The following is a 22,785-nucleotide window of genomic DNA, read 5'->3' as shown; positions in this document are numbered from 1 at the left end:
GGTCGCCCAGGGGCTCTGTGCGTACGGGCTGATCGTACGGATGTGGATGCGTTCCACCCTCGCCTACCGGACGTCGTTCGTGATGATGACGTTCGGCGACTTCGTGGCCACCGCGCTGGACTTCGTCGCGATCATGCTGATGTTCTCCCAGATCGAGGCGCTCGGCGGCTTCACGCTGCCCGAAGTCGCCTTCCTCTACGGCACGTCCAGTGTCTCGCTGGGCCTGGCGGATCTGCTGTTCGGCAGCATGGAGCGGCTCGGCCGCCGGGTCCGCGACGGCACCCTCGACACCCTGCTGCTGCGCCCCGCGCCACTCCTCGCGCAGGTCGCCGCCGACCGCTTCGCACTGCGCCGGCTGGGCCGGATCACCCAGGGCCTGCTGGTCCTCGGCTGGTCGGTGTCCCGGCTGGACGTGGACTGGACGGTGGGCCGGATGCTGATGGTGCCGCTGATGACGGTGTGCGGCGCGGCCATCTTCGCGGCGGTGTTCACCGCGGGGGCCGCCTTCCAGTTCTGGGCGCAGGACGCGGCCGAGGTGCAGAACTCCTTCACCTACGGCGGCAACACGATGCTCCAGTACCCGCCGACGGTGTTCGCCAGGGACCTGGTGCGCGGGGTCACCTTCGTCATCCCGCTGGCCTTTGTGAACTGGCTGCCCGCGCTGCGGCTGCTGGGCCGCCCGGACCCGCTGGGGCTGCCCGGCTGGGTGGACTTCATGGGGCCCGCGGTGGCCGCGCTGATGTGCGCGGGCGCCGGGCTGGCGTGGCGGGGCGGCGTACGGGCGTACCGCAGCACGGGGAGCTGACGGGCACCGACGGGCACCGACAGGAACCGACGGGGAGCCGGCGGCCGGCCGGCACGACGACATGAGGAGCGGGTGTGGTGAGCGGTGCTGCCGCGGCCGAGCGGCTGATCGAGGTCGACGGCGTCGAAAAGGTCTTCTCGGTACGGCGCAAGGCGGGCCGGCTGCGCCGGGTCAAGGACGAGGTGCGGGCCGTGGACGGCATCAGCTTCCGGGTGCCGCGCGGCGAGATGGTCGGCTATATCGGGCCGAACGGCGCCGGGAAGTCCACCACGATCAAGATGCTGACGGGCATTCTGGTGCCCAGCGGCGGCCGGCTGCGGGTCGCCGGCATCGACCCGGCGCGGGAGCGTACCCGGCTGGCCCGCCGGATCGGGGTGGTCTTCGGACAGCGCACCACCCTGTGGTGGGACCTGCCGCTGAAGGACTCCTACGAGCTGGTGCGGCGGATGTACCGGGTCCCGGACACCGCCTACCGCGCCAATCTGGAGCGCTGCGTCGAACTGCTGGACCTGGCGCCGCTGCTGGACGTACCGGTCCGGCAGCTGTCGCTGGGCCAGCGGATGCGCGGCGATATCGCGGCGGCGCTGCTGCACGACCCGGAGGTGCTCTATCTGGACGAGCCGACCATCGGCCTGGACGTCATCAGCAAGGCGAAGGTCCGCGAGTTCCTCCTCGAGGTGAACGCGGAGCGCGGTACCACGGTCCTGCTCACCACCCACGACCTGACCGACATCGAGCAGCTGTGCCGCCGTGTGATGGTCATCGACCACGGCCGTCTCGTGTACGACGGCGGACTCGCCGGACTGCGGGCGGCCGGGGACGGCGAGCGGACGCTGGTGGTGGACCTGGAGCGGGAACTGCCGCCGATCGAGGGCGTGCCGGGGGCCCGTACGGTCAAGGTGGAGGGCCCGCGCCAGTGGCTGGCGTTCCCGGCGGCGCGGAGCGCGGCACCCCTGGTCGCGGCGGTCGCCGAACGCTATCCGCTGGTGGATCTGTCGGTCCGCGAGCCGGACATCGAGGACGTGATCGCGAAGCTCTACGCAGGAGGAGATTCCGGCCCCGATTCACCCGGCGGCGCCTAATCTGGTGCCCATGACTGACAAACTCCCCGAGTTGCGCGCCTCCGACGCCGACCGTGAGCGGGTGGCCGAGATTCTGCGGGACGCCCTCGCCGAGGGGCGGCTCGTCATGGAGGAGTTCGAGGAGCGGCTGGACGCGACGTACCGGGCGCGTACGTACGGGGAGTTGGCGCCGATCACCGCGGATCTTCCGACCGCCGCGGAGGCTCCCGCGGCGCTGTCCCTGCGCAAGGACAGCGGTGCCGTCACGGCCTGGTCCGAGCGGATCGTGAGCGGCGTGGACGGGTCCTCGGCGGGCATCGGCGTCCTGGGCGGCTTCCAGCGCAAGGGGCGATGGACGATCGGGCGCCGCTTCACGGCCGTGTGCGTCATGGGCGGCGGTGAGATCGACCTGCGCGAGGCGGACTTCGCCGGGCCCGAGATCGTCATCACCTGCTGGGCGGTCATGGGCGGGGTGAACATCGTGGTGCCGCCGGGCGTCCAGGTCGAGATGCGCGGCCTCGGCATCATGGGCGGCTTCGACCAGGGCGAGGACGGGGTGCCGGGCGACCCCGGCGCGCCCCGCGTGATCGTCAAGGGCCTGGCCCTGATGGGCGGCGTCGGCGTCGAGCGCAAGCTGCACAGGGCCGAGCGGCGCCGTCTGAAGGAGGAGCGGCGCCGTCTGGAGGCCGACGAGCGCGAGCGGCGCAAGGAACTGGGCTGACCGGCACCGCGCTTTTGGGCCGCGCCTCAGAGCTGGGCCGGCACCGACCCCTTGAGATGCTCCAGGTTCAGCGCGTTCGCCATCGCCTGGTTGCCCGCGTCGCTCGGGTGCAGATGGTCGCCGGAGTCGTAGGCGGGCAGCAGCCGCACCGGCGCCGCCGGGTCGCGCAGCGCCTTGTCGAAGTCCACGACCTCGTCGTAGACCGTGCCGGACCGGATGATGCGGTTGACCTGCTCGCGTACCGAGTTCAGCTGGTGGGAGTAGCCGCGGTGGCCCCCGAACGGCGTAAGGGTGCTGCCGGTGACGCGCAGGCCGCGGGCGTGCGCCTCGCGGACGATCTGCCGCATCCCCGCCACGATCCTCTCCGGGTCGAGCTGGCGCGGGGACTTGAACAGGTCGTTCAGCCCGACCTCGACGATCACGGCCTTCACCCCGGTACGCGACAGCACATCGCGGTCCAGGCGGGACAGCACGCTCGGCCCGTTGTTGGGCGAGAAGCGGCTGCCGTTGACGAGCAGGCGGTTGCCGCTGATGCCCTGGTTGAGGACGCCGTAGCGGGGCGCACCGGGCTCGTCGCGCAGCCGGGCGGCCAGGAAGTCCGTCCAGCGGTGGTTGGCGCCGGCGGTCGAGGTGATGCCGTCGGTGATCGAGTCGCCTATGGCGACGACCGTGCCGCGCGCCTCGGTGCTCCACACGTCCACACCGGTCAGATAGCGCCAGTACGGGCTCTGCTCGGTGTAGGCGGCGCCGGTGGCGTCCTCCGTGCGGTCGCCGCGCGCCAGGTAGGACGTCTGGCGGGCGTACGGGTGGTAGGTGGCGGGGCCCGAGGGCGACGGCGAGTAGGTGGTGACCAGGAGGTCGGCGTCGTGCGGGACGGTGAGCCGGACGGGGTCGCTGGTGACCGCGCCGCCGGCCGGGATGGTCACCGCGGGCCGGCCGCCGAAGGACAGCCGGCGCATGGTGCCGGCCGCCGCGGTCGGGTTGCTGGGGGCGGCGGCCAGGGCCAGCGAGGCGTGGCTGACGGCCAGCGGGCGGGTGCCGTAGAGGTTGGAGAGCTGGATGCGGGCGCCGGAGCCGCCGACACTGGTGTGCACCACATTGCGTATCGACATTCCCGCGTAGCCGTCCAGCGCGCCCGGCTCGGCGGCCGCCGCGGCCGCGGACCAGGTGCCGACCCACTGCCCGGAGACCGCCGGGGCCGCGGGGTCGCGCGGCTTGTGCGGGGAGCTGCCGACACCGCCGCGCTCGCCGCCGAAGCCGACGAATATCGCGGTAGAGATCAGCACCACCACCGCCGCCAGACCGGCGAGCAGGGCGTAACCCACACTTTTGTTCATGCGGGAGAGGTCTCCTGGGGCAGGCGGAGCGTGATGCTCCGGACAGCGGGCAAGGGCAGCGAGTGATCAGCGGCACCATTGCGGTCCGATCGGTGCTTCATGATCCCACGGACCCTCGGGAGGCCGCCCGGCGCCCTGGGCGTTGCCTCCCTGACGTGGACGCGGGGAACTCGTGGTTCGTTCCGGTAGTAGGTCACAGTTGGACATACGGCCGCAGGCGCGCGGGAATCCGCGGTGCGGGAATCCGCAGCGCGGAGGTACGCGGCGCGGAGATACGCGGCGCGGGGTACGGCCGTACGGATGACGGGGCACGGTGGGAGCGGTGGAGCGGATGGAACGCACGAATGCGGATGCGGCGCCGGGAGCGGATGCGGCGCCGGTCGCGGACGCGGGGGCCGGGGCCCGGGTCGCGGCGCCCGTAGGTTTCGGCTACAGCGCCCTGGACGAGGAGAAGCGGCGCGCCGTCCGGCGGATGAAGACGCTGGCCACCGGCCTGCTGCTGGCCGTCGCGGTGGTCTATGTGCTGGCGAAATGGGCGGCATCCTCCGGTGCGGGCGGCTGGACGGGGTTTGTCGCGGCGGCCGCGGAGGCCGGCATGGTCGGTGCGCTGGCCGACTGGTTCGCGGTCACCGCGCTGTTCAAGCGGCCCATGGGACTGCCGATCCCGCACACCGCAATCATTCCTACCAAAAAGGATCAACTGGGTCAGAGCCTGGGTGACTTCGTCGGTGAGAACTTTCTCTCCGGCGAGGTCGTCCGCCTCCGGCTGCGCTCCGTCGGCATCAGCCGGCGGCTCGGCGGCTGGCTCGCCGAGGCGAAGAACGCCGACCGGGTCACCGCCGAACTCTCCACCGCGCTGCGCGGCGCGCTGACCGTGCTGCGCGACTCCGATGTGCAGGCGGTGGTCGGCGAGGCGATCACCCGGCGCGCGGACGCCCAGGAGATCGCGCCCGGCATCGGCGCGCTGCTGGAGAAGGTCGTCTCCGAGGGCGGCCACAAACGGGTGGTGGACCTGGTCTGCGGCCGCGCCCACGACTGGCTGGTCGAGCACGGCGACTCCGTCATGGCGGCGGTCTCCGGCGGCGCGCCCGGCTGGACCCCGAGGTTCGTCGACCGCAGGGTGGGCGACCGGGTCTACAAGGAACTCCTGCGGTTCGTCACCGAGATGCGGGACATGCCCGAGCACCCGGCCCGCGGCGCCGTCGACCGCTTCCTGAAGGACTTCGCGGGCGACATGCAGTCCGACCCGGGCACCAGGGCCAAGGTCGAGCGCCTCAAGTCCGAGGTGCTGGGCCGCGGCGAGGTGCAGGACCTGATCGCCTCCGCCTGGGGCGCGGTCCGCGCGATGATCGTCGCCGCCGCCGAGGACGAACGCAGCGAACTCCGGCTACGGGTGCGCGCCTCCCTGCTGTCGCTCGGGCAGCGGATGTCCGTCGACGACCGCCTCCAGGGCAAGGTCGACGGCTGGCTGGAAGGCGCCGCCGTGTATGTGGTGACGACATATCAGGGCGAGATCACCTCCCTGATCACCGACACCATCGCCGGCTGGGACGCCGAACACACCTCGAAGAAGATCGAGGCACACATCGGCCGCGACCTCCAGTTCATCCGCATCAACGGCACGGTCGTCGGCGCGCTGGCCGGACTGTGCATCTACACGGTGTCGCACGCGCTCGGGGGCTGACCGCCGGCCGGGCGGCCGGGAACGCGCCCGCCAAACACAGCGACTACGCTCTCACGACGTGCAGAAACGTCGCGCCACGCTGCTGTGGCTCTCGGTCCCGTACGTCCTCTATCTGGGCGTGCTGCCTCTGGTGAACCGTGTGACGCCGACCGTTCTCGGGCTGCCGTTCCTCTTCTTCTGGATGCTGCTGGCGACCCTGCTGACGCCGGTCGCGGTGTGGCTGGCCCGGCGCGGCGACAGGAAGCGGGGGCGGGCGTGAACGCCGTGGTGGCGACCTCGATCTTCGGGGGCTTCATGGTGCTGACCGTGGCCCTCGGTCTGCTCGCGGTGCGCGGCCGCGGGGCCGGCGGGGGGCTCACGGAGTGGTCGGTGGGCGGCCGGAGCCTGGGTACCGCGTTCATCTGGGTGCTGATGGCCGGCGAGAGCTACACCAGCTTCAGCTATCTCGGCGCGGCCGGCTGGGGCTACAACTTCGGCGCCCCGGTGCTCTACGTCCTGGCCTACATGTCCTGCGGCTACGCCCTCGGCTATGTCGTCGGCCCGATGCTGTGGGCCTACGCACGCCGGCACGGACTGGTCGGCATCACCGACATGGTCGCGCACCGCTACGGCCGGCCCTGGCTCGGCGCCGCCGTCGCCCTCCTCGCCACCGTCTGCCTGCTGCCGTACATCCAGCTCCAGATCACCGGCATGGGCGTGGTCGTCTCGACCATCTCCTACGGTGCCATCGGCCTCAACCTGGCCTATTTCCTGGCGTTCGCGGTCACCACCGGGTTCGTCGTGGTCAGCGGACTGCGCGGCAGCGCCTGGGTGTCGGTGCTCAAGGACATCCTCGTCATCGGCACCCTCGCCTTCCTCGCGCTCTACGTACCGCTGCACTACTTCGGCGGCTACGGCCCCTTCCTGGACCGGGTCGTCGCCGAGCGGCCGCAGTGGCTGACGTTCCCGGGACACGCCTCGGGGGGCCTGGGCCAGGGCTGGTTCGTCACCACCACCCTCGTCAACTCCCTGACCGTGGTGATCTTTCCGACGACCGTGGCGGGCTGTCTCGGTGCCCGCAATGCCGACGCGCTGCGCCGTAACGCCATGTACCTCCCGTTCTACAACGTGCTGTTGTTCGTCCCGATGCTGCTGGGCCTGGCGGCGGTGTTCGTGGTGCCGGGGTTGACCGGTGCGGACTCCAATCTCGCGCTGTTCAAGCTGGTGGTGGATTCCCTGCCGGCCTGGGCGGTGGGTCTGATCGGGGTGGCGGCCGCCCTCTCCTCCATCGTGCCGATGGCCGTGTTCATGCTGGTCATCGGCACGATGTGGGGGAGGAGCGTGCTGGGCGCGATACCCCGGCTGGCCGGCCGCCAGAAGCTGTGGTCGCAGGTGGTCGTGGTGGTGGCAGGGGCGCTCGCGCTGCTGCTGACCTACACCGCCCCCAACACCCTCGTCCGGCTGTCGCTGATCTCGTACGAGGGCATGGCACAGCTGGTGCCGATGCTGCTGCTGGGGCTGGTGTGGCGGCGGCTGACGCTGCACGCCGCGGTGAGCGGCCTGGTGGTGGGCTTCGCGCTCGTCTGTGTGCTGGTGTTCAGCGGTCATGACCCGGCCTGGGGGATGAACGCGGGGGTCGTCGGGCTGGTGGCCAACGTGGCGGTGGCGCTCGCGGTCACCTGGCTGGGGCCGCGTGCCGCGGACGACCGGCCGGACGCCGAAGTGCTGGCGCTGGACGACGGGTTCACCGGGGAGGGCACGGAGGAGGACACGGCGTCGCGGGGCGCGGCGGTCAGCCCTCCGGCGTCGACGTGATCTTCTTGCCGTCCTTGGAGACCGCGAACCACAGGCCCATCTTGCCCTGGCCGTTGATGTCACCGGGCTGCTTGTCGCCGGTGAACCAGTAGACCGGCCAGCAGTCGACGGCCAGCTGCCGGATGCCGTCCGGGCGGGTGACGGTGGTGATCAGCTTCTCGGGGATGCCGGTGAGCTTGGAGCGGTCGGCGGGCTTGGCGGGCTTCCAGGTGTCCAGGCAGGCGTCGTTGCAGCCGAACTTCATCGGCCAGGCGCTGTCCTTGTTGAAGCGGTACAGCGTCCGCTGCTTGCCGTCGACGAGGATCTCGCCGAGCTCGGGGTGCTTGAACACCGACACGTCGCCGAGCTTCTGCGCACCGGCCTTCTTGCCGTCGGCGGCCAGCGCGTTCCAGGTGCCGCCGACGCCCTGGCCGTTGGTGTCGCCGGGCTTGGTGTCCTTGACGTAGCGGTAGGCGGGCCAGCCGGCGATGGTGAGCTGCTTGACGCCGTCGGCGCGGGTGACCGAGCCGAGATCGCTCTTTGAGATGCCCGCGGGGGCGGTCGCGCCGTCGGCGGGGACCGGCGGCCAGGTGGTGGCGCAGGCGCCCGAGCAGTTGGACTTGGCCGGGTCCGGGGTGTCCTTGTCGAAGCGGTAGAGGGTCATCCCCTTGGCGTCGGTGACGACCGGGCCGAGCTCGGGCGACGACGACAGCGCGAGCTTGCCCGCACCGGGCCCGGCCTTCGCCGCCTTGCCGTCCTCACCGCCCGCCTGGCCGCCGTACGCCCCGTCACCGCCCTGGTCGGAGCCCGAGGCCCCGTAGCCGTAGTCGGCGCTGCCCTGGCCCGCGGGCTGGACGGTGTCGGTGGTCGGTGTGCCGGCCTGGTTGCCGCTGCTGCCGCAGGCGGCGGTCAGCGCCAGGGTGGCGACGGCCGCGGCCGCGAGTCCCGCACGACGTCGAGTGATCATGATTGCTCCTCTGTCGGTGGCGTTGTCGGTGGTTGTCGACGGGGCGCTCTTGGCCGAGCGCTCCCGCTTCGTGCCGTTGTCTTCGTGCCGTTGTCTTCGTGCCGTTGTGGGTGGGAGTACGCGGCGCGGGGGGTGCCGCGTTCAGCCGCCGGGAAATTTGTCACGGCGACGCGAAACGCCGTGCCGGAGGCGCTAGTTGGCGGCCTGGATGCGCAGCGCCAGCGCCGGGCAGCGGCGTACCGCGAGCTGCGCGCGGCGGCGCATCCGGGCCGGCAGCGCCATGTTGGCCGACTCCGGATAGCCGTCCGGGCCGAGCTTGATGACGCCGGGCACCACGTCCGCGCACAGGCCGTGGCCGCGGCACAGCGTCCAGTCGACCAGCAGCCGCTCCTGCTTCCGTGCCGCCGGGGGAGCGGCGGCCGGCGGCGGTGGGCCCGGCAGGTGCCCGGTGACCGGCAGGGCCCCGGTCACCGGGCGGCCGCACCCGAACCCGCGCGCATGACGCTCGAACTCCTCGGGGAAGGCGGCGAGGGCCGAGGCGACGAAGCGCGCGGTGCCGTCCGGGTGGCTGCAGGCGCCGCGTCCGCGCACCGCGTCCATACGGGCGCGGACCGCGTCCAGGGCGGTGTCACCGCCGCCCCGTACGGCGTCGGCGAGGACATCGGCGAGGGCCGGCAGGCCGAGCACGCAGGGGCCGCACTGGCCGGCCGACTCGGCGGCCATCCAGCGTGTGACCCGTACCGTCTCGCCCGCGACGCAGGTGTCGTACGGCAGCGGCAGCACCGCCCCGGCGCCCAGGACCGCGCCGTACCCCTTGAGCGCGTCACGGGACAGCGTCGCGGTCTGCGCGTCGTACGGGGAGATGAACGTGCCGTGGTAGCCGCCGATCAGCACGCCCTGCCCGGCGTCGGTCCCGCACAGGGCGAGGACCTGGGCCAGCGGGATGCCGTACGGGGCCTCCACGACCCTGTTGCCGGCGACGGTCAGCAGCAGCGTGCCGGGCTCGGTGGGCAGACCGGCGGTGCGGTACCCGAGGGCGCCCAGCCGTGCGGCGACGGCCAGTTGGGCGTAGGTCTCGGTGTTGGACAGCAGGGTCGGCACACCGTTGAGACCGCGTTCGCTGGAGCGGACCTTGCGGCCGGAGGGGAGACCGGAGCCGCCCATCAGGCCGCTGGTCAGCGCGGTGCCCTCACCGGTGACGAAGCGCTCCGTCAGCAGCGAGACCCGCAAGGTGCGGCGGATCGGGCCGCGTTCGCCGATCGCCCGGCGCACCGAGTCCGCCACGTCCTCGCGGGTCACACCGATCGCGACCTCCTGCGCGCCGAGCGCCTCGGCGGCCAGCAGCGCGCCGTCCAGCACCAGATGCGGTACGTGCAGCAGCAGCGCGGTGTCCTTGAGGCAACTGGGCTCGCCCTCGCTGCCGTTGACGACCACCGCCGCCTTGCCGTCCGAGCGCTTCATGCCGTCCAGGACCGCGGACAGCTTGCGGGCGAAGGGGAAGCCCGCGCCGCCGCGGCCGCGCAGATCGGTGTCCTCGGCGAGCGCGATCAGCTCCTGCGTGGTCAGCCGGGGCGGGGAGTCGTGCTGGGCCAGATGCGCGACCCGGTCGAGGCGCGGCATGGCGTCGAGGCCGGCCAGCAGCCGTGGCGGGCCCAGGGACGCCAGCGTCGGTACCGGCTCGGGCTCGGGCACGGCCGGCAGTGGTCGGGTGGGGGCCGGGGCGGTCATCGGCGCCCACCCGGGACCTGGCGCTCGTTCAGCGGCCAGCGCGGCTCGGCCGGTTCACCGGGCCTGGGTGCCCGCAGCGACCACCCCTGCCCGCGCAGCCGCAGCACCAGCCGTACGGCCACCGCGACCAGACAGATCGCGTAGCCCGCGGTCGCCCAGCCCGCCGCCTCCCGGCCAGATTTGAGGCCGTGCACCAGAGCCAGCGCCCAGGCGACGTACGCGCTCATGTGCAGCGCCCGCCACCAGCGGGAGCCGCTGATGCCGGTGAACGCGCCGCGCACCGCGCCGGTCACCGCGACGGCCAGGAAGACATACCCGGCGAGCGTGCCGAGGCCGATGAGCGCCGGGCGGGCGCCGTCGGTGAACGGCACCGCGGCGGACAGCGCGTCGGTGTGCCCCTCGGCGATCTTCACCCCGATGTGCAGGCCCAGAAAGCCGAGCCCGGCGACGCCGGTTCCGCGGTGCACGGCCTGGGCGAGGAGCCGGTGGCCGGTCTGCAGCACCATCCGGTCGGTGGCCGCCAGGCCCCACAGCACCGTGACGGACAGGGAGACCAGCGCCAGCACCCCGGCGCCGAAGTCCAGGAACGCCACGGTGGTGTTCATCGCGCCGGAGTGCAGGGTGACGGCGAGAAAGATCAGCAGTGCCGCCGGAAGTGCCGGACGCAGCAAGGCGGTTCGTGCGGGGCCGCCCGCCGCCTTGCCCGGCCTTCGCGGTGGCCGGCCGGGTTCATGAGGCGGGCGCCGGGGGCGGGGCGAGCGCGGCGAGGGCCGGGCGCGGTGCGCGGCGCGGCTTTGCAAACGAGGAGCAGACATCGAACCTCCCGGTGGGGGCACGGGATGCGGGAACCGAATTTCGGTGAAATCACCCGGGGGTGGTATTTGCACCGGGGCTTTTGCTCGGATACCCCCGGTAACACTCAACATTCTGTGACCGAGTGGATACTCAGGGCCGTAATCCGATTGAGCAAAAGCATCTACGAACCCCCTCTGGATTTCCTAAGGTTTAGCGCGCTGTGACAAATTCCTGCACTGGCATCGCGGTCGCACACGGTGACTCCGGATGATGCCGAGTCAGGCGCAGGGGCAGTAAGAAGCCTGCCCCCGCCGCATCCCCGCCAGGATCGAGGTAGCCATGTGTGATCTCCTGAACCGCATCTGGTCGCGTCCCCGAGGCGAGTGGCCCCGGGAACTGAGAAAGGAAATCCCGGGCCTTGCACAGAAGGTGGTCGCGGAGTTGCAACGCGGATTTCCGCAAATGGCGGCACTTCTCGGAGATACCCCCGTGGAAGAGGCCCAATGGGCCCTGGAACAGGCCCTGCTGACAGTTCTCGGGTACCAAAAGACATCAGAGACGAAACGGCCCACGGTGCCATCCGTGGTCACTCCGATGCCCGTTGCCCGCGCCCGCCAGGACCTCTTCGACGGGCTCTCCGGACAACGTGACGTCCCCGAAGGCGGTTTGACCGAGCTGGCCCGCGCGGCCGGCTGGCCCGTCCCCGACACGCTCCAGGCCGTCGTCCTCGCCTCCCCCGCCGAGGCACCCCAACTGGCCGCCGCACTCGGCCACGCCCTGATCGGCAACGTCGAGGGTGACACCTGCCTGTTCGTCCCCGACCCCGCCACCCAGACCAAAGCCCGCTTGGAGGCGGCACTCAAGGGCCGAATGGCGGCCGTCGGCCACGTGGTCCCCGCCACCGAGGCCGCGTCCTCGCTGCGCTGGGCCCGCTATCTGCTCTCGCTCGGCCCGAGCAGGGTCGGCCCCGAATCGCGCCCCGCGTTCGTGGACGACCACCTCTCCGCCCTTTTACTGCTTCAGGACGAGTCGCTCGCGGACGCACTGACGTCCCGGTGGCTCGGTCCCCTGGAGGAACTGACACCCCGCCAGAGCGAACGACTCGAAGTCACGCTGCTGGCCTGGTTGGAGGGTGGCGGCGCCCCCGAAGCCGCCAAACTCCTCCATGTCCACCCGCAGACGGTCCGCTACCGCCTCCGCCAGATCGAGAAGCTCTTCGGCCCGGCACTGCGCGACCCCCGCACCCGCTTCGAGCTCGAAATGGCCCTCCGCAGCCGCCGCCTCATGGCGCATGTCCGCAGCTACCGCGCCCGAGCCGGCCGCCGCGCACGGGCCGTCGCTTCCACCATCCGACCACTGGGCATGGCACGGGAGGCCCGGGTGAACGGCCTATGAGGCACCGGAGGAAAACCGGTACGCAACACCTGTCCCACTGAGCGGAAGCCGAGGCTAGGCCGACGCCGAGCTTGAAGCCGGAGCCGACGCGGAACGGCGCTCAGCGGTGGCCCCGAACTCCCATCCGGGTTCGGGGTCGCCGTGGGGGAGCGAGCGCACGGCCGAGGCAAGTCCCCTTCGGCCCGGGGACGTTGCGCGGGCTACGGACGCCCTCGCCCCGCAGCGTGCGCGTCGCCCAGTGCCCTGCCGAGGCCCAACTTCCCACCATTTCCCGCGAGCTGGCCCGTTCGCGATTTCCGGGCTGGCGCCGGCCTCCATGCCCCTCAGGGCAGGGCACCCACCGCCCCGCCCCATCCCGTCGGAGCGTCGGTTCCACTACCGGTCGTCAGTCCCGCTGCCGGACCGGCAGGGCGCCGGCAGCGGACTGACCGTCAGGGCCCCCGACCACCCCATCAACCGACCACCCGATCGCCCCATCCCACGATTCACCCGGACGGCACTCACCCGGTCGGACACCCTCAGCGCGCGAAGTCCCACAAGGGCGTGCATGGTGACCACATGATCACTAAACACATCGATCGCACCAAGAAGGCTGTCTCGCGCGCGTTCGCAGTCAGCGCTGTCCTGACCATGGCCCTTGCGGCAGGGGCGTCGACGACCGCCTCCGCCGCGCCGGCAGCACCCGCCTCCCACCTCGCCACAAAGGCCTCCCCCGCCAAGCCGGCCGGTGGTGGTGGCGACTGCCACCTCATCCTCATCAGCATCTTGTGCAACTGACGCGTATCCGCACGCACTCAGGCCAGGCGAGGCGGGCAATGCGCCCGCCTCGCTAAAGCCGCGCCCATAGCCGGCGCCCGAGGCCGAACTCCCGGGACGCCGGCACTTTTGCCCCGACTCACCCTCTCTCCCCCAACCCATCGGACGCGCTCCACGGCGACGCCCCACAAGCCGGCCACCCCCCAACCCGCCGCACAGGCATGGCGATCAGAGCCCACGCCCCCTATGGTGTGAGGCCTGCCAGGGGGGCGGCGTGGCTCTCAGCGGGCGATCGATCCCTGGAGCGCGCCATCGTCGTGGTCAGCGAAGACGGCCGGCGATGGGGCCTGCCCGCCGAGGAGACGGCCCAGTCCCTGACCATCCCCCACGGCCTCGGCCCCTTCTACCGCCGCCTGTTCGTGGAAGCGACCGGTTGAGCCGGGGGGACGTCGGACGTTGCGCCGTAGCGCCGTCCTGTTGTGCGCCCCGGGCGGCCGGAGTGCAGATCATCGGGCCGCATTTGCTGGAACACCACCCATGGCAGAACCCGGAAGTCTTCGCCACTTGGATCGTTGCCGGGGGGCTTCACTCCGGCGTGAACTCGTACGGGACTCATAGAGATGCCCGGCCTTGGCCCTGGGCCCGGTCATCCGACCCTGATCTCGTAGCGCAACCGCTGGCGGTTTCCGGGCATGGCCATTCTGTCGACCTGGATCGGCCGGTCGTGGCCGTCCAAGGTGACCCGTGTCAGCTGAAGCACCGGTTCGTCCGCCTCGGTGCGCAGCACGTCGCGTTCCCCGTCGCCGGGCATCCGGGCGATCACGTCCTCCTGGACCCGGGCACCGATGTGCCCGAGCTCGGCGAGGAGCGAGACCGCGCCGCCGGGAATCTTGGCGGTCCCGGCCAGTCGGGTCCCGCGTGCGATGTGGGCCGGGTAGTAGGTGTCGGTCAACTCGCAGGGCTGGTCGTCGAGATACATGACGCGGCGGCGTACGACGACGTGCTCGCCCTCGGCGATGCCGAGCAACTCCGCGATCTCGGAGGGTGCGGCGATCTCACCGGCGTGGACGATCCGTTGGCTGCCCCGACGACCACGCGCGGCGGTCTCCGCGCCCCAGGCGTCGGACTGCCCTTTCTCACGAGGTGTCAGGTACGGCATGGACGTGCTGACCCACTCGCTGGTGTCCACGGGTCCTCCTGCGCGGTAGGCGTACGTTCGCGCTGCAACGATATGGCCGTCGGTCTGCGGGACGTACGCCGCGGCGCGGGGAGCCGGGGCGAGGCGGGAGCTACCGGTTGGCGAATGCCGTGCGCATCTGCTTGCTGTTCACGAAAGACGCGGCCTCCCCGGCCTCAGGGATCCGCCGGGGGCGTCCCCTAGGGGATCCGCACGCCAGAAGGCCCCCAACCTCGGCAGGTAACCGGAGTTGGGGGTCTTCGGCTCATCATGCCTCGGTGGAGGCAGGCTGTTCTCAGTTGCAGTTCTGGCCGTTGTTGATGCAGTTGACCGCCCTTGCCATCAGATCGTCCGGCATCACGTTGATGAAGTCACCGTGGTCGGTCACCGGCTTGTGCAGCTGTTCCGGGAAGCTGTCCACGGCGAAGCCCTGGCCCTCCGGGACGTCGTAGGTGATGCGCTGGACGAGCTGCGGGATGGCGGTGAAACCGTCGGGGCAGCGGCCGTCCTGGTCGGAGAACGACACATGGGTGCGGTGGTTGGCGCTGTCGATGTTCTGGCCGTCCCAGCAGTTCTGGAAGGCGAAGGTCCGTACGACCTCGGAGCCGTCGGGGCAGATCGGGTACTTGTCCTTGAGCTGCCGGTCCTCGAAACCGGTGCAGCTCCAGGAGGCGTTGGCGTTGGCCGTGCCGTTGGTGAACGCCTTGGCGTCGCCGGTGATGATCTTCATGAAGCGCGGCATCGCCTGCACCTGGCCGACCTGGCTGCCGCGGAACTGAAGGGTCACCGTGGACGGGGTCAGGACGGAGCCGTTGTTGCCGTCGCGACCGGCGCCCGGCTGGTCCAGCGAGGTGCCGTCCAGTTTGCGCAGCACCGGCCAGTAGTGGGCGGACTGATCGCCGTTGTTACAAGTGGTGTCGGATTCGGCGAGCTTGCGGTCGTTGGAGAACCCGTTGGTGGCCTTGTTGCCGACGTAGTCGTGGGTGTGGTGCGCGCCGTTGCCGACGCCCGGGGTGACGATGACGTTGTCGGAGTTGAAGTGGCCTTCTTCGTTGCGGCCGCACTCGGTGGTGAAGGTGCCGGTGGAGGCGCCGTCGCCCCGGGGGGCGGCGAACGGCGGATTGCCGGCGTTCGGCTCCACGGAGGTGATGTCGGCGAAGTCCTCCGGGGAGGGGCCGCCTTGGATCTGGCCCTGCTGCCCGCCGTCCTGACCCGGCTGCGGCGCCTGGCTCTGGTCCTGACTCTGGTCCTGGCTCTGGTCTTGGCTCTGGTCCTGGGTCTGGTCCTGCTGTTGTTGCCAGTAGTACTGGCTCTGGCTTCCGTCGCCGTCCGTCGACTTCACGGAATCCGCGCCGTCCACGCCCGTGGGCTTGGTGGTGCAGGTGGCCAGCTTGGACAGGTAGTCGGTCTGTGCGGAGGTGTTCTTGGCGATGGCGTCCGCCATCGTCCCGATGGTCGACGCCCGCTTCTGTTTCAGCCGGCTGAGCACCTCACTGTCACCGCCTTCCATCCACTGGTGGTAGGCGTCGTGCACTTGGCGGTCCAGGGTGGCCAGCCCCTTGGAGACCTGAAGTTTCGCGCCGCTCGGCACCTGCCGCAGCTTCATGCCCACATCGGGGCAGGAGATCGTGGTGGCTGCCGTGGTGTGCTCGTGGCCGGCAGTCGCCTCCGGGTCGGAGTTGCCGGCCAGCGCGGTGGTGGCGACCGCCGCGAGACCGCCGCCGCCCAGCAGGAGGGCGGCCGCGGCGACAAGCATTCTGTTCGTGAAACGTGAGCGTTTATGAGCAGAGCTTTGCTGCGCTTGGCGTTGTCGTTGCCCTTGCCGTTGGCTCATGAGATCACTTCGCTTTGTCCGATGTGAGGGGTGTGGGTGTGGGGTGTGGGTGAGGGGCGTTGTGTGGATGTTTGTGTGGGTGTTTGTGTGGGTGTTGGTACGGGGTTGCCAGGAGGGGAGTCCTGGACCGGATTTCAGGACGAGTTGAGGGTGGCGAAGTCGACCAGCCCGGTCTTCTCCAGAACGGTGATGTGGTCCAGGACGACGGAATTGGCACGGGTCGCCAGGCTCCGCACCATCGTGTTCTCGCTCTGCGCCCGTACGAGCGCCACCAGTCCGAAGACCTTGCCGTGCGCCCGCCGTACGATCTGCGCGAACAGCCGGTCGTACTCGGCGCCCTGGGCGGCGTTGAGCTGGGCCAGCCAGCCCTGCTGCATGTCGTTGGGCTGATTGGCCAGCTGGATGCGCAGCGCCCGGGCCGTCTCGATGGACCGCCGGTCCAACTCGGTGTGGCCCATGACGAGGTGGTTGCCCGCGGTCTTCACCGCGGCGGTTCCGCCGCGTTCCTGGGCCTGCCTGCCGGCCGGCAGTTCCCACAGGCCGGCGAGTCTGACCTTGCGTACGAAGTCCCGGTCCAGCGCGGTCAGCGGACCGTATTTGGTGTTCCACGTGCCGCCGCCGTCGTCGTCCCACGACGGGGCGCTCTGGGCCACCGCGGCGTTCTCCCCGAAGAGCTGTACCGGCAGCAGCAGCGCCCCGAGCGTGGCCACGAGCGCGCACACCACCAGGCCGGTGGCGATGGTCCGTCCGGACATCGCGGAGTTGCTGACGATCGACCGCACACGGCCTCCCGGTTCGTCCCGACTGGAATTGCCACCGGACGGTAGGCCGCGCGCAAGGCCCGTGGGCGCGGGTCCTCACCCCTGGACAAATAACGGCCGGGCCCGCCGAGACACTGCTACGGTGCGGATCGCGGTCAGGAGTCGTGGAGATGCGGTGACGACCGTGGTGCTGAGCCGTGCGGTGTCACGTGCGTCGGTGCTGCTCGGGGCACGTACGTCAGTGCTGCTCAGCGCCCGTACGCCAGCCCCTCGCCGCGCCAGCCGCCGCGTGCCGCCGCGCGTCGTCGCTCCGCCCGCGACTCGCGGATGTCGCGCTCGCCCTGTGCGTACATCGCGTCGATCTCCGCCGCGTACGCCCGGACGATCGCCGCCCGCCGCAGCTTCAGCGACGGTGTCATCAGCCCGGCCTCCTGGCTGAACTCGCCCGGCAGGATCCGGAACGCGCGGATCGACTCGGCGCGGGACACCGAGCTGTTCGCCCGTGCCACGGCCCGCTGCACCTCGGCCCGCACCTGCTCCTCGGGCGAGAGCTCCAGGCCGTCACGCCCCCGGTCGCCGTGGCCGGAACCCTCCGTGGCATCCAGGCCGTTGAGCTGCCGCCAGTGCGCCAGCGCCTCCGGATCCAGGGTGATCAGCGCCGTCACATACGGCCGGTTGTCGCCGATCACCACACACTGCGAGATCAGCGGATGGGCGTGCAGCCGCTGCTCCAGCGCCTGCGGGGCGACGCTCTTGCCGCTGCTGGTGATGATGATGTCCTTCTTGCGGCCGGTGATGACGAGATAGCCCTCCTCGTCCAGATGCCCCAGGTCACCGGTCGGCAGCCAGCCGTCGTACAGCCCGCTGCCCGGCCTGCCGCCCTCGTCGAGATACCCGGCGAACACCACCGAGCCCCGCACCCACACCTCGCCGTCCAGCGCCAGATGCATCGAACTGCCCGGCAGCGGGCGGCCCACCGTCCCGAACCGCACCCGGCCCGGCGGCTGCACCGTGATCGCGCCGGTGGTCTCCGTCAGGCCGTAGCCGTCGTAGACGGTGATCCCGGCGCCGGCGTAGAGCAGCCCCAGCTCCCGGCGCAGCGGCGAACCCCCGGAGACCGCGGTACGCACCCGGCCGCCCAGCAGCTCCCGGATCCGGGAGTACACCAGCCGCTCGTAGACCGCGTGCCGGGCCCGCAGGAACGCGTCGGGGCCGCGCCCGGTGCCCTGCGCCTGCTCCGCGACCGCCTCCGCGTACCGCACCGCCACCGTCATCGCCGCGTCGAACAGCCGCCGCCGGCCCGCCTGTTCCGCCGCCCGGCGGGCGCGGTCGCAGACCTTCTCGAAGAGATAGGGCACCGCGAAGACGACCGTCGGCCGGAACGACGCGAAGGCCGGCAGCAGCGCGTCCACCGACAGATCCGGCTGGTGCCCGAGCAGCACCCCGCCCCGGATGCAGGCCACCTGCAGCATCAGCCCGTAGATGTGCGCCAGCGGCAGGAAGGCCAGCAGGGACGGGCGCTCGCCGGGCGCGGCGAGGAGTTCGCCCCAGCCCGCGTGCAGGGTGTCGCACTCGGAGGCGAGGTTGGCGTGGGTGATCACGCAGCCCCGGGGGCGTCCGGTGGTCCCCGACGTGTACACGATCGCGGCGATCGAGCGCGGCGTGACCGCATGGCGCAGCCGGTGCACATCCGCGTCCGCGAGCCGGGTGCCCTCCTCGGCCAGCCGGCGCACACAGTCCCGGTCCAGCTGCCAGATCCGCCGCAGCCCGGACCTCTCGTCGCAGGCCGCGGCGACGGTCATCGCCTGCGCCTCGTGCTCGACGACGATCGCGGCCACGCGCGCCCCGGCGAGGATGCTGCGCAGCTGCTCGGCGGAGGCGGTCGGATAGACCGGCACCAGCTGCGCGCCGACCGCCCACAGCGCATAGCTGAACAGCGTCCACTCGTAGCGGGTACGGGACATCAGAGCGACCCGGGCGCCCGGCCGCACCCCGTCCGCCAGCAGCCCTCTGGCCAGGGCCATGACCTCGTCGCGGAACTCCGCGGCGGACACCTCCCGCCAGCCGGCCCCCTCGGCGTCGCGGCGGGCGAGCTGGGCGAAGTCCGGGCGTTGTTCGGCGGTGTCGAAGACGGAATCGGCGAGGCCGCCGGACCGCAGTGGAGCCGCCAGGGCCGGAACGCTGATGTCGCGCACAGCACCTCCTAGGTGATCCCCCGATCGCCGCCGTCCCAGCGGCAGGGAGGGGCAAGCTACCGGCCGGTCACCCGTCTGCCCAGACGTATGGCTACTCTTGAGCGGAAGACGACAAGTCCGGTGAGGCCGAAAAGGGGGCTGGATGTACCGCATCGTGGACGCCTGGCGCCTCTACACCTCCGCGATCTTCTTCCTCCTCGCCGGACTCCTGCTGGCCCAGACCGGTCTGACGACAGCTCTGACAGCTGCCGCGACCACCGCCGCGGTGCTGCTGCTGTGCAGCGCCTTCCTCATCGCGGCCTTCGCCCGCCCGGTACCGCCGGGCCGGATCCGTACGGCCATCCGCGACCGCGAGCGGCGTACGGCGTTCCTGCCGCAGCGCGATCCCGACGCGGCGGGCCGGCCCCGGCCGCGAGCACCCGGGCGTTCCCTCCCGACGGCCGCGTAGGCGCCGGGCGGCCTTCCGCCGTCCCGCCGCGCCCCGCGCGGCTCGTCACGCCGATTCCCGATTCCCCCTGACGTCACCGTCACCAGGGGGCCTCCTTCCGGCACGACGAGACCCGTGGAGGGCTCACTCATGTCCGTATTCGGCATTCTCGGCGATGCGCTGGCGCGCGCCGCCGCGGCCATCGAACCGTTCTTCGGCACCGCGGCCATGGCTGTCGCCGTCGTTCTGTGCACCCTCGGCGTACGCGCCGCGCTGCACCCGCTCGCCCGCGCCGCGGCCCGTGGCGAGAAGGCCCGCGCCGCCCTCGCCCCGCAGCTCGCCGAGCTCCAGCGCAAGCACAGGAACCATCCCGAGCGCCTCCAGAAGGCGATGGCCGACCTCTACGCCACGGCCGGCGCCTCGCCGCTGGCCGGCTGCCTGCCGACCCTGCTCCAGCTGCCCGTCTTCTTCGTCATGTACCACCTCTTCTCCACCGGAGGCGGCGGTCTGCTCGACCACGCGCTGCTGGGCGCGCCGCTCGGCGGCCACTGGACCGAGGCGCTCGCCGACGGCGGGGTCTTCGGGCCGCAGGGCCTGGTCTATCTCGCGCTGTTCGTCCTGATCGCGGCGGTGGCCACGTGGAACTTCCGGCGCGCGCGGGCCACGATGGCCGCCGCCCCGAAGCCGGCCGCGGGCGGCAGTGGCACGCTGCCCGGGATGGGCGGAATGGCGAAGGTGATGCCGCTGCTGTCGTTCGGCACGCTGATCACCGTCGCCGTGGTGCCGCTGGCGGCCGGGCTCTACATGGTCACGACGACGACCTGGACGGCGTGCGAGCGGGCGCTGCTGCACCGGGGCGGGAACAAGGACGGCAAGAAGGACGGCAAGAAGGACGGCAAGAAGGACGGGAAGAAGGGGGAGGAGGTGCGGGCCGCCGGGCCTCAGCCGGAGGCGGCCCCGGCCCCGGGCCCGGCCGAGCCCACGACGGCCACGGACGCCACCCCCGCGTCCCCTTCCCCGGAGCTCCCCGCCCCGCGGAGGCGCTCGCCGAAGAACCAGTCCCGGGCCGCCCGGCAGCGGGCCGCCCGGGCAAGGACGCGGGCGGGCGAGTCCGGTACGCCCCGTTCTACCCCTCGGTAACGGTCCAGTCCGTGAACGAGGTCTTGCGGACTGGACCTCGTTCTTGGACGATCAGCCAAATCGCTCGATGGCCGTCCCCCATCGGCCGGCCCGGAAGACCCTTCCTGGCCGACCCTTCGACCACGGGAGTTGTACCGATGAAGCTGCTGCGAGTCGGACCGGTGGGGGCGGAACGCCCGGCGCTGCTCGACGAGGACGGCGTTCTGCGGGACCTGTCCGACCTGGTGCGGGACATCGACGGAACGCTGCTCGCCGACGACGAGGCGCTGGCGCGGATACGTGCCGCCGCCGCGTCCGGCGAGCTGCCCGCCCTGGACGGCGCCGGGCTGCGCACCGGTCCGCCGCTGGGCCGGATCGGCAAGGTCGTGTGTATCGGGCTGAACTACCACGACCACGCCCGGGAGACCGGTGCCGCGATCCCCGAGGAGCCGATCATCTTCATGAAGGCCCCGGACACGGTCGTCGGCCCCGACGACACCGTGCTGGTGCCGCGCGGCAGCCAGAAGACCGACTGGGAGGTGGAGCTGGCGGTCGTCATCGGCCGTACGGCCCGCTACCTGGAGACCGACGAACAGGCCCTGGCCGCGGTCGCCGGCTACACGGTGGCGCACGACGTCTCCGAGCGCGCCTTCCAGATCGAGCGCGGCGGCCAGTGGGACAAGGGGAAGAACTGCGAGACGTTCAACCCGCTGGGCCCCTGGCTGGTGACCCCCGACGAGGTGCCCGACCCGCAGGCCCTCGGCGTACGGCTGTGGGTCAACGGTGAACTGAAACAGGACGGCACGACCGCCGACCAGATCTTCCCGGTCGCCGAAGTGGTCCGCTACGTCAGCCAGTTCATGACCCTGTACCCGGGCGACGTGATCAACACCGGCACCCCCGCCGGGGTGGCCATGGGCCAGCCGGAGCCCAAGCCGTACCTCCGGCCCGGGGATGTCGTGGAGCTGGAGGTCGACGGCCTGGGCAGGCAGCGGCAGGTGCTCAAGGACGCCTGACGCCGCCACGGGCCTGAGCCGGTTTGGTTGCCGACAAGACGGCGGGCACCAGGCCGGCTCAGCCCAGGCGCAGCGAACCCCCTTCGGCCGCCGACCGCTTCGCGGCCTCCAGCACGCGCAGTGCCGCCGCGGCCTCGGTGGCGGGCACCGGAGGGGGGCCGCCGTCGCGCAGCGCATCGGCGATCGCGGCGTAGTACGCCGGGTAGTCGCCCGGCAGTGTCGCGACGGGCGTGCCGCCACCCGTCTGCGGGGACTCGCCGGCGCCCAGCCGACCCCAGCAGGACTCCGGTTCCACGCCCCACGGCAGGCCGTCCGCACCGGGCCGCAGGCCCGCCCGCAGCGCCGCCTCCTGCGGGTCGAGGCCGTACTTGACATAGCCCGCGTCACTGCCCAGCACCCGGAAGCGCGGGCCGAGTTGAGCGGTGGTGGCGCTCACCCACAGGTGTGAGCGAACGCCGTTGGTGTGCGTGACGGCGATGAAGGTGTCGTCGTCGGCCTCGGCGCCGGGACGGCGGACATCGGACTCCGCGTAGACCGACGCCGCCGGGCCGAAGAGCGCCAGCGCCTGGTCGACGAGATGGCTGCCGAGGTCGTACAGCAGACCGCCGATCTCGGCCGGGTCGCCGGACTCCCGCCAGCCGCCCTTGGGCCGGGGGCGCCACCGCTCGAAGCGGGACTCGAAGCGCTGGATCTCGCCGAGCGAACCGTCCTCGATCACCTTGCGGACGGTCAGGAAGTCGTTGTCCCAGCGGCGGTTCTGGAAGACCGAGAGCAGCAGCCCCCGCTCGTCGGCGAGCGCGGCGAGCCCCTCGGCCTCGGCGGCGGTCGCGGCGAGCGGCTTGTCGACGACCACCGGCAGCCCGGCGCGCAGTGCGGCGGTGGCGAGCGGCACATGGGTCTTGTTGGGGGACGCGAGCACGATCAGATCGAGGTCGGCGGCGCGCGCGAGCACGTCCCCGGCGGAGCCGACCGTACGGACCTGGGGGTGCTCGGCGCGCGCCTGGGCCTGCCGCTCCGGGTTCGCGGTGGAGACGGTGTCCAGTACGAGGCCGTCGGTGGCGGCGATCAGCGGGGCGTGGAAGACCGAGCCGGCCAGGCCGTAGCCGACGAGTCCGACGCGGAGGGGAGTGTGGGGGGAGCCGGCGGGGTCGGCCGGGGCGGCGTCGCGGGGGTCGCTCATGCGCTCCACTTTCGCAACGCTGTTGCCAAAGCGCAAGTGGTGGCGACAATGGGG

At 71.7% G+C, this 22,785-nt stretch carries 20 protein-coding genes; 11 read left to right on the top strand and 9 right to left on the bottom strand.

Features of this window, described 5'->3' with window-relative positions:
• The first annotated feature begins 40 nt into the window (after positions 1–40).
• The 3 genes from FCH28_RS12130 (at position 41) to FCH28_RS12120 (ending at position 2,587) form a co-directional block, all read left to right on the top strand.
• Entirely contained in the window at positions 41–805 is a 765-nt protein-coding gene (locus tag FCH28_RS12130) for an ABC transporter permease (protein WP_246102707.1), read from the top strand.
• Between the two features lie 74 nt (positions 806–879).
• Positions 880–1,887 carry an ABC transporter ATP-binding protein gene (locus FCH28_RS12125; protein ID WP_136739810.1) on the top strand — a complete coding sequence of 336 codons (1,008 nt, stop codon included), beginning with the start codon at positions 880–882 and terminating at the stop codon, positions 1,885–1,887.
• A gap of 10 nt (positions 1,888–1,897) precedes the next feature.
• Positions 1,898–2,587, top strand: coding sequence for a DUF1707 SHOCT-like domain-containing protein (locus FCH28_RS12120; protein WP_136739809.1), 690 nt, complete (start codon positions 1,898–1,900; stop codon positions 2,585–2,587).
• 26 nt (positions 2,588–2,613) lie between these two features.
• Here the strand turns inward: FCH28_RS12120 and FCH28_RS12115 are convergent, their stop codons facing one another.
• Positions 2,614–3,924 carry an SGNH/GDSL hydrolase family protein gene (locus tag FCH28_RS12115; protein ID WP_136739808.1) on the bottom strand — a complete coding sequence of 437 codons (1,311 nt, stop codon included), beginning with the start codon at positions 3,922–3,924 and terminating at the stop codon, positions 2,614–2,616.
• A 331-nt stretch (positions 3,925–4,255) separates the two neighbouring features.
• Here FCH28_RS12115 and FCH28_RS12110 point away from each other — a divergent pair, with 331 nt between their 5' ends.
• Genes FCH28_RS12110 through FCH28_RS12100 form a run of 3 tightly spaced genes read left to right on the top strand, consistent with a single transcriptional unit; the run spans position 4,256 to position 7,402 of the window.
• A complete protein-coding gene (locus FCH28_RS12110; RefSeq protein WP_136739807.1) occupies positions 4,256–5,608 on the top strand; it encodes a DUF445 domain-containing protein in 1,353 nt (450 codons plus the stop codon).
• A gap of 58 nt (positions 5,609–5,666) precedes the next feature.
• A complete protein-coding gene (locus FCH28_RS12105) occupies positions 5,667–5,867 on the top strand; it encodes a DUF3311 domain-containing protein (RefSeq protein ID WP_246102674.1) in 201 nt (66 codons plus the stop codon).
• Positions 5,864–7,402 carry a sodium:solute symporter family protein gene (locus tag FCH28_RS12100; RefSeq protein ID WP_136739806.1) on the top strand — a complete coding sequence of 513 codons (1,539 nt, stop codon included), beginning with the start codon at positions 5,864–5,866 and terminating at the stop codon, positions 7,400–7,402. Before FCH28_RS12105 ends, FCH28_RS12100 begins: the two co-directional genes overlap by 4 nt.
• Here the strand turns inward: FCH28_RS12100 and FCH28_RS12095 are convergent.
• From FCH28_RS12095 to FCH28_RS12085, 3 genes are all read right to left on the bottom strand, one after another.
• Positions 7,380–8,348 (bottom strand): SCO0930 family lipoprotein, encoded by a 969-nt coding sequence (locus tag FCH28_RS12095; RefSeq protein ID WP_136739805.1) that lies wholly within the window; start codon positions 8,346–8,348, stop codon positions 7,380–7,382. The genes FCH28_RS12100 and FCH28_RS12095 overlap by 23 nt on opposite strands.
• Before the next feature lie 192 nt (positions 8,349–8,540).
• Complete coding sequence (locus FCH28_RS12090) at positions 8,541–10,076, bottom strand: NADH-quinone oxidoreductase subunit NuoF family protein (protein WP_136739804.1); 1,536 nt, start codon at positions 10,074–10,076, stop codon at positions 8,541–8,543.
• Entirely contained in the window at positions 10,073–10,747 is a 675-nt protein-coding gene (locus FCH28_RS12085; RefSeq protein ID WP_246102672.1) for a hypothetical protein, read from the bottom strand. The genes FCH28_RS12090 and FCH28_RS12085 overlap by 4 nt, the downstream gene beginning before the upstream one ends.
• A 706-nt stretch (positions 10,748–11,453) precedes the next feature.
• On the opposite strand from FCH28_RS12085, the gene FCH28_RS12080 reads away from it, so the two are divergent.
• Positions 11,454–12,266, top strand: coding sequence for a PucR family transcriptional regulator (locus FCH28_RS12080; protein ID WP_246102670.1), 813 nt, complete (start codon positions 11,454–11,456; stop codon positions 12,264–12,266).
• 558 nt (positions 12,267–12,824) lie between these two features.
• The gene (locus tag FCH28_RS12075) at positions 12,825–13,043 is read left to right on the top strand and encodes a hypothetical protein (RefSeq protein ID WP_136739803.1); all 219 of its coding nucleotides are present in this window, start codon (positions 12,825–12,827) and stop codon (positions 13,041–13,043) included.
• Between the two features lie 625 nt (positions 13,044–13,668).
• Here the strand turns inward: FCH28_RS12075 and FCH28_RS12070 are convergent.
• From FCH28_RS12070 to FCH28_RS12055, 4 genes are all read right to left on the bottom strand, one after another.
• Positions 13,669–14,181 carry a GntR family transcriptional regulator gene (locus FCH28_RS12070; protein ID WP_136739967.1) on the bottom strand — a complete coding sequence of 171 codons (513 nt, stop codon included), beginning with the start codon at positions 14,179–14,181 and terminating at the stop codon, positions 13,669–13,671.
• Between the two features lie 313 nt (positions 14,182–14,494).
• A complete protein-coding gene (locus FCH28_RS12065; protein WP_136739802.1) occupies positions 14,495–15,955 on the bottom strand; it encodes a DUF1996 domain-containing protein in 1,461 nt (486 codons plus the stop codon).
• 212 nt (positions 15,956–16,167) lie between these two features.
• Positions 16,168–16,815: a DUF4142 domain-containing protein gene (locus FCH28_RS12060; protein WP_246102668.1), complete on the bottom strand. Its 648-nt coding sequence runs from the start codon at positions 16,813–16,815 to the stop codon at positions 16,168–16,170.
• Positions 16,816–17,042: 227 nt separating this feature from the next.
• Positions 17,043–18,989 (bottom strand): AMP-dependent synthetase/ligase, encoded by a 1,947-nt coding sequence (locus tag FCH28_RS12055; RefSeq protein ID WP_136739801.1) that lies wholly within the window; start codon positions 18,987–18,989, stop codon positions 17,043–17,045.
• A 142-nt stretch (positions 18,990–19,131) separates the two neighbouring features.
• Between FCH28_RS12055 and FCH28_RS12050 the strand changes: the two genes are divergently transcribed.
• From FCH28_RS12050 to FCH28_RS12040, 3 genes are all read left to right on the top strand, one after another.
• Positions 19,132–19,437 (top strand): DUF6412 domain-containing protein, encoded by a 306-nt coding sequence (locus FCH28_RS12050; protein ID WP_136739800.1) that lies wholly within the window; start codon positions 19,132–19,134, stop codon positions 19,435–19,437.
• Between the two features lie 129 nt (positions 19,438–19,566).
• Complete coding sequence (locus FCH28_RS12045) at positions 19,567–20,556, top strand: YidC/Oxa1 family membrane protein insertase (RefSeq protein ID WP_136739799.1); 990 nt, start codon at positions 19,567–19,569, stop codon at positions 20,554–20,556.
• 137 nt (positions 20,557–20,693) lie between these two features.
• Positions 20,694–21,551, top strand: a complete 858-nt coding sequence (locus FCH28_RS12040; RefSeq protein WP_136739798.1) for a fumarylacetoacetate hydrolase family protein — start codon at positions 20,694–20,696, stop codon at positions 21,549–21,551.
• Positions 21,552–21,609: 58 nt separating this feature from the next.
• Here FCH28_RS12040 and FCH28_RS12035 read toward each other — a convergent pair whose 3' ends face one another.
• Entirely contained in the window at positions 21,610–22,731 is a 1,122-nt protein-coding gene (locus tag FCH28_RS12035; protein WP_136739797.1) for a Gfo/Idh/MocA family oxidoreductase, read from the bottom strand.
• Positions 22,732–22,785: the final 54 nt, after the last annotated feature.

This window comes from Streptomyces piniterrae (assembly GCF_005048155.1).
Lineage (GTDB): Bacteria > Actinomycetota > Actinomycetes > Streptomycetales > Streptomycetaceae > Streptomyces > Streptomyces piniterrae.
This window is presented reverse-complemented; position numbering and strand designations above follow the sequence as displayed.